The organism is Enterobacter sp. Taxon_8 (assembly GCF_058354585.1).
In genome coordinates this window covers 4,083,636-4,098,021 of record NZ_CM177989.1, presented here as the reverse complement: position 1 = coordinate 4,098,021, position 14,386 = coordinate 4,083,636, and the positions used below count along the sequence as shown (strand labels likewise).

Here is a 14,386-nt window from a genome sequence, read left to right as displayed (position 1 = left end):
TTCAGATAACTCTCTCTTACAGTATGGCATTTGCGATGAAAGTAACCTCACAAGTTGAAGCGCAGCGTAAGATTCTTGAAGAAGCCGTCTCCACCGCGCTGATGCTTGCTTCAGAAAAATCAGATGGCGCCGAAGTGGCGGTCAGCAAAACCACCGGCATCAGCGTGAGTACCCGCTATGGTGAAGTGGAGAATGTAGAATTCAACAGCGATGGCGCGCTTGGGATCACGGTGTATCACCAGAATCGCAAAGGCAGCGCGTCATCCACCGATCTCAGCCCGGATGCCATTGCCCGTACGGTGCAGGCGGCGCTGGATATTGCCCGTTATACCTCTCCGGATCCTTACGCAGGCGTGGCGGATAAAGATCTGCTGGCGTTTGACGCGCCGGATCTCGATCTGTTCCACCCGGCGGAAGTGACCCCGGACGAAGCGATCGAGCTTGCCGCGCGCGCCGAGCAGGCTTCCCTGCAGGCCGACAAGCGCATCACCAATACCGAAGGCGGCAGCTTTAACAGCCACTACGGCATCAAAGTCTTCGGCAACAGTCACGGTATGCTGCAGGGCTACTGCTCTACCCGTCACTCGCTCTCCAGCTGCGTCATCGCCGAAGAGAACGGTGACATGGAGCGCGACTACGCCTATACCATTGGCCGCGCGCTGGGGGATTTGCAGTCTCCGGAGTGGGTGGGTAAAGAGTGCGCCGAACGCACGCTGTCTCGCCTGTCGCCGCGTAAACTCTCCACCATGAAAGCGCCGGTTATCTTTGCCAACGAAGTGGCGACCGGTCTGTTTGGCCATCTGGTGGGCGCTATCGCGGGCGGCTCCGTTTACCGTAAATCGACCTTCCTGCTCGACTCGCTGGGCAAGCAGATCCTGCCGGAATGGCTGACCATCGAAGAGCATCCGCACCTGCTGAAAGGCCTGGCCTCCACGCCGTTCGACAGCGAAGGCGTGCGCACGGAGCGTCGTGACATAGTGAAGGACGGCATTCTGACCCAGTGGCTTCTGACCAACTACTCCGCGCGCAAGCTGGGGCTGAAAAGCACCGGGCACGCGGGCGGTATTCACAACTGGCGCATTGCCGGGCAGGGCCTCAACTTTGAGCAGATGCTGAAAGAGATGGGCACCGGTCTGGTGGTGACCGAGCTGATGGGTCAGGGCGTCAGCGGCATCACGGGAGACTACTCTCGCGGCGCGGCGGGCTTCTGGGTGGAAAATGGCGAAATCCAGTATCCGGTGAGCGAAATTACCATCGCCGGCAACCTGAAGGACATGTGGCGCAATATCGTTACTGTCGGTAACGATATTGAAACACGCAGCAATATACAGTGTGGTTCTGTATTACTCCCGGAAATGAAAATCGCCGGACAATAGAGATAGCGTTTTGTTAATAATAAAAAAGGAAGTGAGCAATGCGTAAACATCTGTTAGCGATCGTCGCGGCTTCAACGCTGGTTCTTGGCTCTTCTGCGTTTGCTGCCGATCTTGAAGACGACATGGGCATCCTCGGGCAAAACCTGAAGGTGGTGCAGAAAACCGACAATGCGGCGGAAATGAAAGACGCGCTGACCAAAATGCGTGAAGCGGCGCTGGACGCACAAAAAGCGACGCCTCCAAAGCTGGAAAGCAAAGCGGCAGACAGTGCAGAGATGAAAGACTACCGCCACGGCTTTGACGTGCTGGTCGGCCAGATCGACGGCGCGCTGAAGCTGGCTAACGAAGGCAAAGTGAAGGAAGCCCAGGCGGCAGCCGAGCAGTTTGTGACGACCCGTAACACGTATCACAAGAAATACCGTTAACCGATCGCGCATCTGACAAACAACCAGCGGGGGCCAGCGGCCCCCGTTTTTTTTACGCGGTAATAAGTAAACCCTATCGCCATCACATTTTTGCGTCACCACGCCTGAACGTTTCGTTTCCCCGACGCGCGTTTTGCCGCTGGAATACGTGATATTCATCACGCGAATACCGTCATTAATTCAGATTCACCGCATTTATGTGGCACAGATCACTGCCGCGGCTCGCCTTTCCACTTCGAAGTGGAAAACAACTCGCTACAAACAATTCCCCCCCAACGTTAGTTTTATTCCAGAGCCATTAACGGGGTAAGACCAGTGATTAACGGAGCGGTAATGAACGACGTTGGGGAACAGGCGGAGCAAACAGAAAAGCTCGCGAACACCATGCTGCAGCAGGTTTATGCCCTGCTGGCCCGGAACAACATCATCCCCAATGCGGTACAGGAGCAGATGCTCACCTCCCACGTGCGCGCCATGGCGCACCGGTCCGTGACCGGCGAGCCGCTGCCGGAGGTTGAAGCAGAGCTGTTTGACGAAATTTCACCGGATTCAATGCGGCTCGCCCGTGAAGTGGTCGCGCAGTTTGGCAATCTTCCTGATGAAGAAGCCTGGCTGCTCTCCGTTCACTTTGAAGTCGCGAAAGACAACCTTTAAGGAGCAACACATGGAACAGATTACAGTCGTGATTGGCGATCGCCTGGGTAAAGGTCAGAAAGTGGCTGCCGGTGTGGAAAAAGCAGGTGGACGCGCGGTGGTCGTGCCGGGCATGGCGGCGGACATGAAGCTCGGCGACATGATGAAAGCGGAAAACGCCACCTTCGGTATTTCCTTTTGCGGCAGCGGCGGCGCGGGCGCTATCACCGCCCAGACCAAATATGGCTACAAAGCGAAATACGGCATGCGTTCCGTGGAAGAGGGCGTGACCGCCATCAACGAAGGCTGCAACGTGCTGGGCTTCGGCTTTATGGATAAAGAAGAGCTGGGCGAGCGTCTGGTGCAGGCGTGGCAGAAGAAATACGGCGCATAAGCATGAAAGAACAGTTCACAACCACGGTGAGAGTGAAGGGCAAAGGCGACGCCAAAGCGCGCGCCTTTGCCGACGCGCTCAACCACGTTCAGGCCGCGGTGATGAAAGCCTCACCGCATATCTTACTGCGTATTGAGCCACAGGATGTGCAGGTCGTTCAGGCGCAAGAAGCGGTGCGTAAAGAAGCGTTTCTGTTCTTCTTTCTGCGCCGGGAAAGACGCACCTACAGCGTGGAGCTGGATGTGACCGTCAACGTGACCGCTATCAATCTTGACCAGGTGGATTTCGTCACGCAACGCTGATTATTCATAAAAGGGCAGACTGATGTTCTTAATTATATTAATAAAATCGCTCATCATTGGCGGCCTGGTTGGCGTCGGTGTCGGAGCCGGGGCTGCACGCATGTTTCATGCGCCTACCACTCAGGGTATGGGCGCGTTTCGTACGTTGGGGGAACTGAACTCCTGTGAAGGTGATCCGGCGTCCCACTTCTCCTTTGGGTTAGGTTTCTTCTTTAACGCCTGGGCCTCTTCCGTGGCCGCAGGTGCCTTCACACAGGACGTTGACCACCGCATCATCCCGAACTGGGGTGCTGCTGCACTGATGATCAAAAACCGTAACGTCGGCGAAACGCTGCACGACCCGCGCAAAATGGCGATTGCCTGCGGCCTGATCGGCATGATTGTCGTGACCTTCCTTAACCTTACCGCCTCCTCCGTGCCGGCTGCCCTTCAGGTCACCGCCGTGAAGGTGCTGGTGCCGGCGGCAAACCTGCTGGTGAACACCGTGATGCCGGTGATCTTCTGGCTGGCGGCTATCGATGCGGGTAAAAAATCGGGCTTCTGGGCCACCATTTTTGGCGGCGCGGCGCAGCTGATTATGGGGAACGCCGTACCGGGCCTGGTGCTGGGGATCCTGATCGGTAAAGGCGTGGAAGAGAGCGGCTGGAACCACGTCACCAAAGTGATGATGGCGGCGATCGTCCTGCTCTTCGTGCTGAGCGGCTTCTTCCGCGGCTTCGACATGAAGATGATCGAATCCTTCCATCTGACCGTGCCGAACTGGCTCGACATGATCCACAACTCGCTCAGCGGTAAATAACAGGAGCCTCTAAATGGAACAGAATAAAGGTTTTTGGTATGCCGACTGGTCGTTCCCGATCTTCGTTGGCCTGCTCTCTTCCGGCGTGTTTGCCGGGACGCACATGTACTACCTCTACGGCATCGGCGCGTTTAACGAAGTGGCCTTCGTGGCGATGCTGAAAGCGGGCATTGATACCGGCGTTTACGGCGCGGTGGCGGCGTTTGGCGCGAGCTTCCTGTTCGCCCGTATTATCGAAGGGTCGCTGGTTGGTATTCTCGACATCGGCGGCGCGATCCAGACCGGCGTGGGCCTTGGCGTTCCGGCGCTGCTGCTGGGCGCGGGGATCATGTTCCCGGTGACCAACTTCATTGCTTCGCTGATCACCGGCCTGGTGATTGGCCTGGCGATTGGCTACGTCATCATCCTGGCGCGTAAGTTCACTATCAACCAGAGCAACTCCACCTACGGCGCAGACGTGATGATGGGCGCGGGCAACGCCTCCGGCCGCTTCCTCGGGCCGTTGATTATTCTCAGCGCCATGACCGCCTCCATTCCAATCGGCGTCGGTTCGCTGGTGGGTGCGCTGCTGTTCTACATCTGGCAGAAGCCGATTACCGGTGGCGCTATCCTCGGCGCGATGATTCTGGGCTGGCTGTTCCCGGTCGCCCTTTAATACCCGCGGGCGCTCCGGCGCCCGCCTTTTCAGGAGATCCTCATGTTTGATTTACTCCTGCGCCGCGCGCGCCTCGCCGACGATACCCTGACCGATATCGCGATTCAGGACGGGAAGATTGCCGCGACGGGCGACATTGACGCTCCCGCTCGCAAGACGGTTGATCTTAACGGTGACGTGTTCGTCAGCGCAGGCTGGATTGACTCCCACGTACACTGCTACCCGAATTCCCCGATTTACCACGACGAGCCGGACAGCGTGGGCATTGCCACCGGCGTCACCACCGTAGTGGACGCGGGCAGTACCGGTGCCGACGATGTGGACGATTTCTATGACATCACCCGCAGGGCTTCCACCGAGGTCTTTGCCCTGCTGAACATCTCCCGCGTGGGGCTGATTGCCCAGAACGAGCTGGCCAACATGGCCAATATTGACGCCGACGCGGTGAAAGAGGCGGTGACGCGCCACCCTGATTTTATCGTCGGCCTGAAGGCGCGCATGAGCAGCAGCGTGGTCGGTGACAACGGCATCACGCCGCTGGCGCGTGCCAAAGCCATTCAGAAAGAGAACGGCGATCTGCCGCTGATGGTGCACATCGGCAACAACCCGCCAAATCTCGACGAAATCGCCGAACTCCTGAGTTCCGGCGACATCATTACCCACTGCTATAACGGCAAGCCTAACCGCATTCTGACGCCCTCGGGCGAGCTGCGCGCCTCCATTTCCTCCGCCCTGAAGCGCGGCGTGCGTCTGGACGTCGGGCACGGTACGGCGAGCTTTAGCTTTGAGGTGGCGAAACGCGCCATCGCGATGGGTATTCTGCCGCACACCATCAGCTCGGATATCTACTGCCGCAACCGCATCAACGGCCCGGTGGGCTCGCTGGCAAGCGTGATGTCGAAGTTTCTCGCCATCGGCATGTCCTTACCGCAGGTGATTGACTGCGTCACCGCGAACGCCGCCGACGGCCTGCGCCTGGCGCGCAAGGGCCGCATTCAGCCGGGTCTCGACGCCGATCTGACGCTATTCACCCTCAAACATCAGCCGACGGTGCTGACGGATGCCGAAAACGACAGCCTGCAGGCTGAATACATTCTGGTGCCGCTTGCCGCGATCCGCGCGGGCAAGGGCTACATGACCGAACAAGGGAGCACGGAACATGCCTTCGATTTATGAGAAGTACAACTTAAAGCAGGTGATCAACACCTCTGGCCGCATGACGGCGCTCGGCGTCTCCACGCCGCGCCCGGAAGTCGTGCAGGCGGCGATGGACGGCATGAATCACTATTTCGAGATGAAGGATCTGGTCAATAAAACCGGGGATTACATCGCGAAGCTGCTGGACGTGGAAGGGGCGACGGTGGTTTCCTGCGCGTCGGCGGGCATTGCCCAGTCCGTGGCGGCGGTGCTGGTAAAAGACAGCGACTGGCTGCTGGAAAACCTGCACGTCACACCGATTGAAAATAACGAAATCGTCCTGCCGAAAGGCCACAACGTGAACTTTGGCGCGCCGGTGGGCACCATGGTGGCGTTGGGCGGCGGCAAGCTGGTGGAAGCGGGCTACGCCAACGAATGTTCCGCCGATCAGCTGGCGGCGGCAATCACGCCGCGTACGGCGGCGATCATGTACATCAAATCTCACCACTGCGTGCAGAAAAGCATGCTCAGCGTCGAGCAGGCGGCGGTTATCGCACGTAAACACGACTTGCCGCTCATCGTCGATGCCGCGGCGGAAGAAGATCTGCACGTGTACTACCGCGCCGGCGCGGACCTGGTGATCTACAGCGGCGCGAAGGCGATCGAAGGCCCCACCAGCGGTCTGGTGATCGGCAAAACCCGGTACGTTGAGTGGGTGAAGCGCCAGACGGCGGGGATTGGCCGCGCCATGAAGGTGGGTAAAGAGGGCATTCTTGGCCTGACCTGCGCCATCGAACACTATCTGACGGCCACCAAAGAGAGCGGCGCCGAGATGGTGGCGAAAATGACGCCGTTTATCGAGGCGCTCAACACCCTGAACGGCGTTACCGCACGCGTGGTCTGGGACAGCGCCGGACGCGATATTGCCCGCACCGAGATTAAGTTCGACGAAGTCACGACCGGCGTCGGCACGGGCGATCTGGTGGCGAAGCTGAAGCAGGGCGAATACGCCATTTACTTCCGTGGCTACAAGGCCAACGAAGGGATAATCGAAGCGGACGTGCGCAGCGTGAATGCTGACCAGCTGAACATCGTGTACCGCCGCATTAGCGAAGTGTTAGGACAGGAGAAAAACGCATGAAACTGACCCCCAACTTTTACCGTGACCGCGTCTGCCTGAACGTGCTGGCCGGCTCAAAGGCCAACGCCAGCGCTATTTACGAGGCGGCGGAAGGTCACGTGCTGGTGGGCGTGCTCTCCAAAAACTACCCGGACGTGGCGAGCGCTGTTGCTGATATGCGCGAATACGCGAAGCTGATTGATAACGCGCTGTCTGTTGGGCTGGGCGCGGGCGACCCGAACCAGTCGGCGATGGTGAGTGAAATCTCCCGCCAGGTGCAGCCGCAGCACGTTAACCAGGTCTTTACCGGCGTGGCCACCAGCCGCGCGCTGCTGGGGCAGAATGAGTCCGTGGTCAACGGTCTGGTCTCTCCGACAGGCACCGTTGGCATGGTAAAAATCTCCACCGGCCCGCTGAGCAGCAAAGCGCCGGACGGTATCGTGCCGGTTGATACCGCGATTGCCCTGCTGAAAGATTTCGGCGGCAGCTCCATCAAATACTTCCCGATGGGCGGCCTCAAGTACCGTGACGAGTACAAGGCGGTAGCGGAAGCCTGCGCCCGCCACGACTTCTGGCTGGAGCCGACCGGAGGTATCGATCTGGAAAACTATGAGGAGATCCTGCAGATCGCCCTCGACGCGGGCGTGAGCAAGATCGTCCCGCATATCTACAGCTCGATTATCGATAAAGCCAGCGGCGATACGCGTCCGGAAGACGTGCGTACGCTGCTGGCGATGACGAAGAAGCTGGTTAAATAAAACAAAACTAAACCGCACATACCTGAAGGAGCCACCATGCACACCCGTACCCTGCTTGTCGCTTCACTCTCAATGTTCGCCACCGCCGCTGTCGCCCAGACGCAATACGCCTGGGTGGGTACCTATAATCCGAACGGTGAAGGGCTGTACCGTTTTACTGTTAACCCGCAAACCGGCGCGCTGAAAGATAAAACGCTGGTGAGCAAACTGCCGAATGCGGCGCAGTTGACCCTTTCACGGGACGGCAGAACGCTGTATCTGGCAAGCGAAGTGGAGCAGGGCGTGGTGCAGGCGCTGCGCGTCGGCGATAACGGTGAGCTGAGCGAGCTGAATCAGGTGGCCTCCGGCGGTGCGGGGCCGGTGTATCTCTCCCTGACGCCGAACGGCAAGCATCTTCTGGTGGCGAACTACGTCAGCGGAAGCGTCGCGGTGCTGCCCGTTAAAGCAGACGGCAGCCTGGGGGAAGCCACGGACAAACGTCAGGATCAAGGCGAACCGGGCGCGGCGAAGCCGGAAGCTGCCGTCGAGGGCAGTTTCGCGATCAGCGATCATAACGGCCCGCATGCGCACATGATCGCCGCCGATCCGAGCGGGAAATACGTGTTTTCGACCGATCTTGGGCTGGATCGCATCTATCAGTACCGCTTTGACGATCGGACAGGAAAGCTGACGCCGAACGATCCGCCGTTTATCAGCGCCTCCTCAAAAGGGGCCGGGCCGCGCCACTTTGTCTTTACGCCAAAGGGCGATGCCCTGTGGCTGATTAACGAAGAGGCGTCTACGCTCACCCGGTATACCGTGAACGCCAACGGCACCTTAAAAGAGGGCAAAACAATTTCAGCCCTGCCTGAAGGTTACAAAGGCACCAGCTTTGCTGCCGGTCTGGCGTTAAGCGCTGACGGCAAACAGCTGTATGTGGCTAACCGTTTGCATAACAGCATCGGGCACTTTACCGTAACGGCGGAGGGCACGCTGACGCATCAGGATGACGTGTGGACGCGTGGTGATTACCCGCGCACCCTGACGCTCGATAAGCAGGGACGCTGGCTGTACGTCATGAACCAGCGCAGCGACAACATTACCCGTTTCCGCGTGGCGCAGGACGGGAAATTGAGCTTCGAACCGGACTATACCCCGGTCGGCAGCCCATCCCAGATGGTCATTTCACCTTAAGCCGTAAGAGGACAACGACGTGCGATTTCCGAACCAACGTTTAGCGCAACTTTTCGAACTGTTGCAAAACGAGACGCTGCCGCAGGACGAACTGGCGCAGCGGCTGTCGGTTTCCACGCGAACCGTCCGTGCCGATATCACCGCCCTGAACGCGCTGCTGGCAAGCCACGGCGCGCAGTTTATCTTGAGCCGGGGCAATGGCTATCAGCTCAAAATTGACGATGCGGCGCGGTATCAAGAGCTGCAGGCCTCCCATCCGCGCGCGCTGCGTATCCCCCGCACCGGGCCGGAGCGCGTGCATTATCTGGTGGTGCGTTTTCTGACCTCGGCATTTTCTCTTAAGCTGGAGGATCTGGCGGACGAGTGGTTCGTCAGCCGCGCCACGCTGCAAAGCGACATGGCGGAGGTGCGCGAGTGGTTTCATCGTTACAACCTGACGCTGGAAACGCGTCCGCGCCATGGCATGAAGCTGTTTGGCAGCGAGATGTCGACCCGCGCGTGCCTGACCGATCTGCTCTGGGAGCTGGCGCAGCAGGACAGCCTGAACCCGCTGGTGACCGACGTGGCGCTGAATGCGGGCGTGGCGGAGCAGATGGTGCCGGTGCTACACGACGCCCTGACGCGTCACCACATTCGCCTGACCGATGAAGGCGAGCTGTTCCTGCGCCTGTACTGCGCGGTGTCGGTACGGCGCATCAGCGAGGGCTATCCGCTGCCGGAATTCCACGCCGAAGACGTTGAAGAGAACGTGCGCGAGGCTGCTAAGGATATCGCCGTCACCATCCAGCAGCTGGCGGGCAAGGCGCTTTCGCCATCAGAGGAGAGCTGGCTGTGCGTGCACATTGCGGCGCGGCAGATTCAGGAGATCGCGCCCAGCGCCATTAACGCCGACGACGACGAAGCGCTGGTCAACTACATCCTGCGCTACATCAACACCCACTATAACTACAACCTGCTCAGCGACGAACAGCTGCACGCGGATCTGCTCACGCACATCAAAACCATGATCACCCGCGTGCGGTATCAAATTATGATCCCCAATCCGCTGCTGGATAACATCAAGCAGCACTACCCGATGGCGTGGGACATGACGCTGGCGGCGGTGTCGAGCTGGGGCAAATACACGCCGTATGCGATCAGCGAAAACGAGATTGGCTTCCTGGTGCTGCACATTGGCGTCGGGCTCGAGCGCCACTACAACATCGGCTACCAGCGCAAGCCGCGCGTGCTGCTGGTATGCGACGCCGGTAACGCGATGGTCCGCATGATTGAGGCGGTGCTGCAGCGTAAATATCCGCCGATTGAGGTGACGCGCACGCTCACCCTGCGCGAGTACGAGGTTGCGGAAACCATTGGCGAAGACTTTGTGATAGCCACCGCACGCGTCAGCGAAAAGTCGAAACCGGTAGTAACGATCGCCCCGTTCCCGACCGACTATCAGTTAGAACAGATTGGCAAACTGGTGCTCGTGGACCGCACCCGCCCGTGGATGCTGGATAAATACTTCGACGCGGCCCATTTCCGCATTATCGACAAGCCAATCGATCAGCAGACGCTGTTCCGCGAGCTGTGTGAACAGCTTGAAGCAGAAGGCTTTGTCGGCGCGGAGTTTCTGGATTCGGTTGTTGAGCGTGAAGCCATCGTCAGCACCATGCTCGGCGACGGCATCGCGCTCCCGCACTCCCTCGGCCTGCTGGCGCAGAAAACGGTGGTCTACACCGTGCTCGCCCCGCACGGCGTTCAGTGGGGCGACGAAACCGCGCACGTCATCTTCCTGCTCGCCATCAGCAAAAGCGAGTACGAAGAGGCGATGGCGATTTACGATATCTTCGTCACCTTCCTGCGCGAGCGGGCGATGTCGAGGCTTTCTAGCTGCGGAGATTTTGCCGGGTTTAAGGCGGTGGCGATGGAGAGTTTGAGTCGGTTTTGAGGTAAGGGCGGATGGATAACATCCGCCTTTGATCAACGCAAATGATGTACAACCTGGTTACTGCTGCCGCGCCAGATCAAAGACGGGTCTTTTAAATCCTGCACGAACTTGCCGTCGACCAGCACGTTAATCAGATCCACCACTTCCATCTGCTGCGTATTCAGTTCATCCAGCCTGTAGCCTGTCCAGACCCAGATATCTTTTCCCGCACACTCTGCACGAATGCGCTTCACCAGCTTCAGGATATCCGGCACGTTTTGCGGGTGCAGCGGATCGCCGCCGGAGAGCGAAACCCCCTGGCGTTTGATGCGCGTGTCGTTCAGATCGCGGATGATTTTATCTTCCATCTCCGCGGTGAACGGCATGCCGGAGTTCAGACGCCAGGTGCTTTTGTTGTAACAGCCGGGGCATTCGTGGACGCAGCCTGAAACGAACAGGGTGCAGCGGGTGCCGGGGCCGTTGACGATGTCGACAGGGTAGTACTGGTGATAGTTCATAGCGAATAACCACACCGGGTGGCGCTGCGCTTACCCGGCCTACAAAAGAGAGCGGTCCGTAGGCCCGGTAAGCGCAGCGCCACCGGGCATTAACGTGGCTGAGGATTAACCGATCTGCCCATTCCCCAAATGCTTCACGCGGCGCTTAACCTCTTCCTGCTTGCCGGCGTTAAACGGACGCGCGTCCGGGCTACCGAGATAGCCGCATACGCGACGGGTCACGGATACGCGAGCCGCATCGTGGTTGCCGCATTTCGGGCAGGTGAAGCCTTTACTGGTACATTCAAACTCACCGGTAAAGCCGCATTCGTAGCATTCGTCGATGGGCGTGTTGGTTCCGTAATACGGCACGTGCTGGTAGCTGTAATCCCAAACGTCTTCCAGTGCCTTCAGGTTGTGCTGAATGTTCGGGTATTCGCCGTAGCAGATGAAGCCGCCGCTGGCGATCGGCGGATACGCCGCTTCGAAGTCGATCTTGTCGTACGGGTTGACCTTTTTCTCCACGTCGAGGTGGAAGCTGTTGGTGTAGTACCCTTTGTCGGTCACGCCTTCCACAATCCCGAACTCGGCGGTGTCCAGACGGCAGAAGCGGTCGCACAGGTTCTCGCTCGGCGTGCTGTACAGGCTAAACCCGTAGCCAGTTTCCTCTTTCCACTGGTCTACCGCGTCGCGCAGGCGCTGAACGATGGCGATCCCTTTTTCGCGCAGGGCTTCGCTGTCGTACATGTGCGTGTCGCCAAACAGCGCGTTGATGGTTTCGTGAATACCGATATAGCCCAGCGAAATGGACGCGCGACCGTTTTTGAAGATCTCGGATACGTCATCGTCCGCCTTCAGGCGCACGCCGCAGGCCCCTTCCATATAGAGGATCGGCGCGACGCGGGCTTTCACCCCTTCCAGACGGGCGATACGGGTCATCAGCGCTTTGCGCGCCAGCTGCAGACGTTCATCCAGCAGTTTCCAGAACTCAGCTTCATTACCTTTCGCCTCCAGCGCGATGCGCGGCAGGTTGAGGCTGATGACGCCCAGGTTATTGCGCCCGTCATGGATCTGCTCGCCGTTTTCATCCTCGTACACGCCGAGGAAGCTGCGGCAGCCCATTGGCGTTTTAAACGAACCGGTAACTTTCACAACCTGGTCGTAGTTCAGGATGTCCGGATACATGCGCTTGCTCGCGCACTCCAGCGCCAGCTGTTTGATGTCGTAGTTCGGATCGCCAAACTTGTGGTTCAGGCCGTCGCGGATGGCGAACACCAGTTTCGGGAACACCGCCGTTTTGCGGTTCTTGCCGAGGCCGGAAATACGGTTGCGAAGGATCGACTGCTGGATCAGGCGTGATTCCCAGCTGGTGCCCAGGCCAAAGCCGAAGGTCACAAACGGCGTCTGGCCGTTGGCGGTGTGCAGCGTGTTCACCTCATATTCCAGCGACTGGAAGGCATCGTAGCACTCTTTCTCGGTACGGGAGTGCGCGTAGCCGTCAGCGTCCGGGATCTGCCACTCTTCGGCCGTTTTACGGTGCTTGTTGAAGCTTGCCGTCACGAACGGGGCCAGCACTTCATCAATGCGGTTAATGGTGGTGCCGCCATAAATATGGCTGGCGACCTGGGCGATAATCTGCGCCGTGACCGCGGTGGCCGTGGAGATCGACTTAGGCGGTTCAATCTCCGCGTTACCCATTTTAAAACCGTGGGTCAGCATCCCTTTCAGGTCGATCAGCATGCAGTTGAACATCGGGAAGAACGGCGAATAGTCGAGATCGTGGTAGTGAATTTCGCCGCGCTCGTGCGCCGAGACTACGTCGCGCGGCAGCAGATGCTGACGGGCATAGTGTTTGGCGACGATGCCGGCCAGCAGGTCGCGCTGGGTCGGGATCACTTTACTGTCTTTGTTGGCGTTTTCATTGAGCAGGGCAGAGTTGGTCTGCTCTACCAGACCACGGATCTCTTGGTTCAGACGCCCGCGCTTCTCACGCTGCACGTCACGATCGTGGCGATACTCAATGTAGGCGCGCGCCAGCTGCTTGTAAGGCCCCGCCATCAGCTGGTTCTCAACCGCGGTCTGGATCTCGTTGATATCGACCTGGCTGCGTTCGTTCATCTGGCTGCTAACGACTTCTGCGACGGTGGCGCAGTAATCTGCGTCATCGACTCCCGCTGCTTTAGCTGCACGCAGAATGGCTTCCTGGATGCGCTCTGATTTAAACGGCACTTTACAGCCATCACGTTTCATCACATGCGGTGTCATGATCACTCCATTTTTTGAAAACAGCTTATCCACAGAGGTGGAGAAGTCTTCTCCGGGCGTATTCCCCGCCAGGCCAAAGACTTCCCGCGTTCCCAGCTCGTGTTATCCACAATTCCGGCCAGCGTAAGCGCCGTCTTGTTGTTGGAATAGTAGACGATAAATACAAGATGTTGGGTTGGCGTGCATTTTAAGTGCTACATATAGTGATTTGCATCAAACATGTTTGCGATTTATTTGATGCAGAACAAAGTAAAAAGACGAGAGTACAAACGACGGGCGCTTCAGCGATTGTAAAGGCGCGGGCGAAAAATCTGATTAATTATTTAGCAAAACAAGCGCTCAGCACGGGGTGTGCCGAGCGTTATTCGGTTAACTCACCCCGCTGGCCCAATTCAATCCTGCCTGCAGAAAGGCTGCGATCGCGATACTGCCCAGCACCACCGGGATGAGAAAGGAGCGTTCAGGACCATCGTCCTGTTTTTGTGGTTCTTCAGCACTCAGCGCGGACATCGCCTCTTCCCGGGTGCACGCCGCCAGCAGTCGCTCACGCACCCTATCTTCCGTCAATAAACAGGTTAACGTCGTCAGCAATTGCATATGGGTACTCCCTGCTTCCGCGGGTGGAATGGCGAGCAGGAAGACCATTCTCACCTCTTCATCACCTTCCAGACCTGGCCAGCGTATCGGTTCATCGAAGAGTGCCAGACAAAACGCCGCCTGCTGCACCGTCTGGGCTTTTCCGTGTGGGACAGCGAGCGCCTCACCCAGCGCGGTAGGACCTTCACTTTCGCGTTGTAATACGCTCTGGATAAACGTCTCTCGATCGCTGATAATTTTTCGCTTTGCGAGCGGCTCGGTGAGCCAGCGTATCAGCGCTTCAGGCGTACGGTATTGCGGGTTGATAAAAACCAGATCGGGATGCGTCAATGCAAGCAAGTTCATA

General features: G+C 58.3%; 15 protein-coding genes. 12 read left to right on the top strand and 3 right to left on the bottom strand.

The genetic code is table 11. The annotated features are described in order from the left end of the window. Positions 1-23: 23 nt before the first annotated feature. The 12 genes from pmbA (at position 24) to AC4IBF_RS19455 (ending at position 10,702) form a co-directional block, all read left to right on the top strand. Positions 24-1,376: a metalloprotease PmbA gene (gene pmbA, locus AC4IBF_RS19510; RefSeq protein WP_008501413.1), complete on the top strand. Its 1,353-nt coding sequence runs from the start codon at positions 24-26 to the stop codon at positions 1,374-1,376. 38 nt (positions 1,377-1,414) lie between these two features. Continuing rightward, the gene (gene cybC / locus AC4IBF_RS19505) at positions 1,415-1,801 is read left to right on the top strand and encodes a cytochrome b562 (RefSeq protein WP_008501412.1); all 387 of its coding nucleotides are present in this window, start codon (positions 1,415-1,417) and stop codon (positions 1,799-1,801) included. 315 nt (positions 1,802-2,116) lie between these two features. Next, positions 2,117-2,455, top strand: a complete 339-nt coding sequence (locus AC4IBF_RS19500; protein WP_136195702.1) for a glycine dehydrogenase — start codon at positions 2,117-2,119, stop codon at positions 2,453-2,455. Between the two features lie 10 nt (positions 2,456-2,465). Continuing rightward, positions 2,466-2,828 (top strand): SFCGS family glycine-rich protein, encoded by a 363-nt coding sequence (locus AC4IBF_RS19495; RefSeq protein WP_010427372.1) that lies wholly within the window; start codon positions 2,466-2,468, stop codon positions 2,826-2,828. A gap of 2 nt (positions 2,829-2,830) precedes the next feature. After that, positions 2,831-3,130 carry a DUF4312 family protein gene (locus AC4IBF_RS19490; RefSeq protein WP_006810338.1) on the top strand — a complete coding sequence of 100 codons (300 nt, stop codon included), beginning with the start codon at positions 2,831-2,833 and terminating at the stop codon, positions 3,128-3,130. Positions 3,131-3,152: 22 nt separating this feature from the next. Further along, positions 3,153-3,929: a DUF4311 domain-containing protein gene (locus AC4IBF_RS19485; protein WP_024907277.1), complete on the top strand. Its 777-nt coding sequence runs from the start codon at positions 3,153-3,155 to the stop codon at positions 3,927-3,929. Positions 3,930-3,942: 13 nt separating this feature from the next. After that, entirely contained in the window at positions 3,943-4,584 is a 642-nt protein-coding gene (locus AC4IBF_RS19480) for a DUF4310 family protein (RefSeq protein WP_003856081.1), read from the top strand. A 42-nt stretch (positions 4,585-4,626) separates the two neighbouring features. Then, positions 4,627-5,760, top strand: a complete 1,134-nt coding sequence (locus tag AC4IBF_RS19475) for an amidohydrolase/deacetylase family metallohydrolase (protein ID WP_136195701.1) — start codon at positions 4,627-4,629, stop codon at positions 5,758-5,760. Further along, on the top strand, positions 5,744-6,862 hold the full coding sequence (locus AC4IBF_RS19470; protein WP_143344579.1) for a DgaE family pyridoxal phosphate-dependent ammonia lyase: 1,119 nt from the start codon (positions 5,744-5,746) through the stop codon (positions 6,860-6,862). Before AC4IBF_RS19475 ends, AC4IBF_RS19470 begins: the two co-directional genes overlap by 17 nt. Then, the gene (gene dagF / locus AC4IBF_RS19465) at positions 6,859-7,599 is read left to right on the top strand and encodes a 2-dehydro-3-deoxy-phosphogluconate aldolase (protein WP_136195699.1); all 741 of its coding nucleotides are present in this window, start codon (positions 6,859-6,861) and stop codon (positions 7,597-7,599) included. Before AC4IBF_RS19470 ends, dagF begins: the two co-directional genes overlap by 4 nt. Positions 7,600-7,635: 36 nt before the next feature. Then, positions 7,636-8,772, top strand: coding sequence for a lactonase family protein (locus tag AC4IBF_RS19460; protein WP_136195698.1), 1,137 nt, complete (start codon positions 7,636-7,638; stop codon positions 8,770-8,772). A gap of 19 nt (positions 8,773-8,791) precedes the next feature. Next, a complete protein-coding gene (locus AC4IBF_RS19455; RefSeq protein ID WP_491463057.1) occupies positions 8,792-10,702 on the top strand; it encodes a BglG family transcription antiterminator in 1,911 nt (636 codons plus the stop codon). Positions 10,703-10,734: 32 nt separating this feature from the next. Here the strand turns inward: AC4IBF_RS19455 and nrdG are convergent, their stop codons facing one another. The 3 genes from nrdG to AC4IBF_RS19440 form a co-directional block, all read right to left on the bottom strand. Continuing rightward, complete coding sequence (gene nrdG / locus AC4IBF_RS19450) at positions 10,735-11,199, bottom strand: anaerobic ribonucleoside-triphosphate reductase-activating protein (protein ID WP_325848676.1); 465 nt, start codon at positions 11,197-11,199, stop codon at positions 10,735-10,737. A gap of 105 nt (positions 11,200-11,304) precedes the next feature. Continuing rightward, positions 11,305-13,443: an anaerobic ribonucleoside-triphosphate reductase gene (gene nrdD, locus AC4IBF_RS19445; RefSeq protein ID WP_008501397.1), complete on the bottom strand. Its 2,139-nt coding sequence runs from the start codon at positions 13,441-13,443 to the stop codon at positions 11,305-11,307. 369 nt (positions 13,444-13,812) lie between these two features. Further along, positions 13,813-14,385: a fructose PTS transporter subunit IIA gene (locus AC4IBF_RS19440; RefSeq protein WP_133293655.1), complete on the bottom strand. Its 573-nt coding sequence runs from the start codon at positions 14,383-14,385 to the stop codon at positions 13,813-13,815. Position 14,386: the final 1 nt, after the last annotated feature.

Coding starts and splice junctions, on each gene's coding strand:
- AC4IBF_RS19440 (WP_133293655.1), bottom strand. CDS start 14,385: ATGAACTTGCTTGCATTGACGCATCCCGATCTGGTTTTTATCAACCCG.
- dagF (WP_136195699.1), top strand. CDS start 6,859: ATGAAACTGACCCCCAACTTTTACCGTGACCGCGTCTGCCTGAACGTG.
- cybC (WP_008501412.1), top strand. CDS start 1,415: ATGCGTAAACATCTGTTAGCGATCGTCGCGGCTTCAACGCTGGTTCTT.
- AC4IBF_RS19480 (WP_003856081.1), top strand. CDS start 3,943: ATGGAACAGAATAAAGGTTTTTGGTATGCCGACTGGTCGTTCCCGATC.
- nrdD (WP_008501397.1), bottom strand. CDS start 13,443: ATGACACCGCATGTGATGAAACGTGATGGCTGTAAAGTGCCGTTTAAA.
- AC4IBF_RS19460 (WP_136195698.1), top strand. CDS start 7,636: ATGCACACCCGTACCCTGCTTGTCGCTTCACTCTCAATGTTCGCCACC.
- AC4IBF_RS19490 (WP_006810338.1), top strand. CDS start 2,831: ATGAAAGAACAGTTCACAACCACGGTGAGAGTGAAGGGCAAAGGCGAC.
- AC4IBF_RS19470 (WP_143344579.1), top strand. CDS start 5,744: ATGCCTTCGATTTATGAGAAGTACAACTTAAAGCAGGTGATCAACACC.
- pmbA (WP_008501413.1), top strand. CDS start 24: ATGGCATTTGCGATGAAAGTAACCTCACAAGTTGAAGCGCAGCGTAAG.
- nrdG (WP_325848676.1), bottom strand. CDS start 11,199: ATGAACTATCACCAGTACTACCCTGTCGACATCGTCAACGGCCCCGGC.
- AC4IBF_RS19485 (WP_024907277.1), top strand. CDS start 3,153: ATGTTCTTAATTATATTAATAAAATCGCTCATCATTGGCGGCCTGGTT.
- AC4IBF_RS19475 (WP_136195701.1), top strand. CDS start 4,627: ATGTTTGATTTACTCCTGCGCCGCGCGCGCCTCGCCGACGATACCCTG.
- AC4IBF_RS19495 (WP_010427372.1), top strand. CDS start 2,466: ATGGAACAGATTACAGTCGTGATTGGCGATCGCCTGGGTAAAGGTCAG.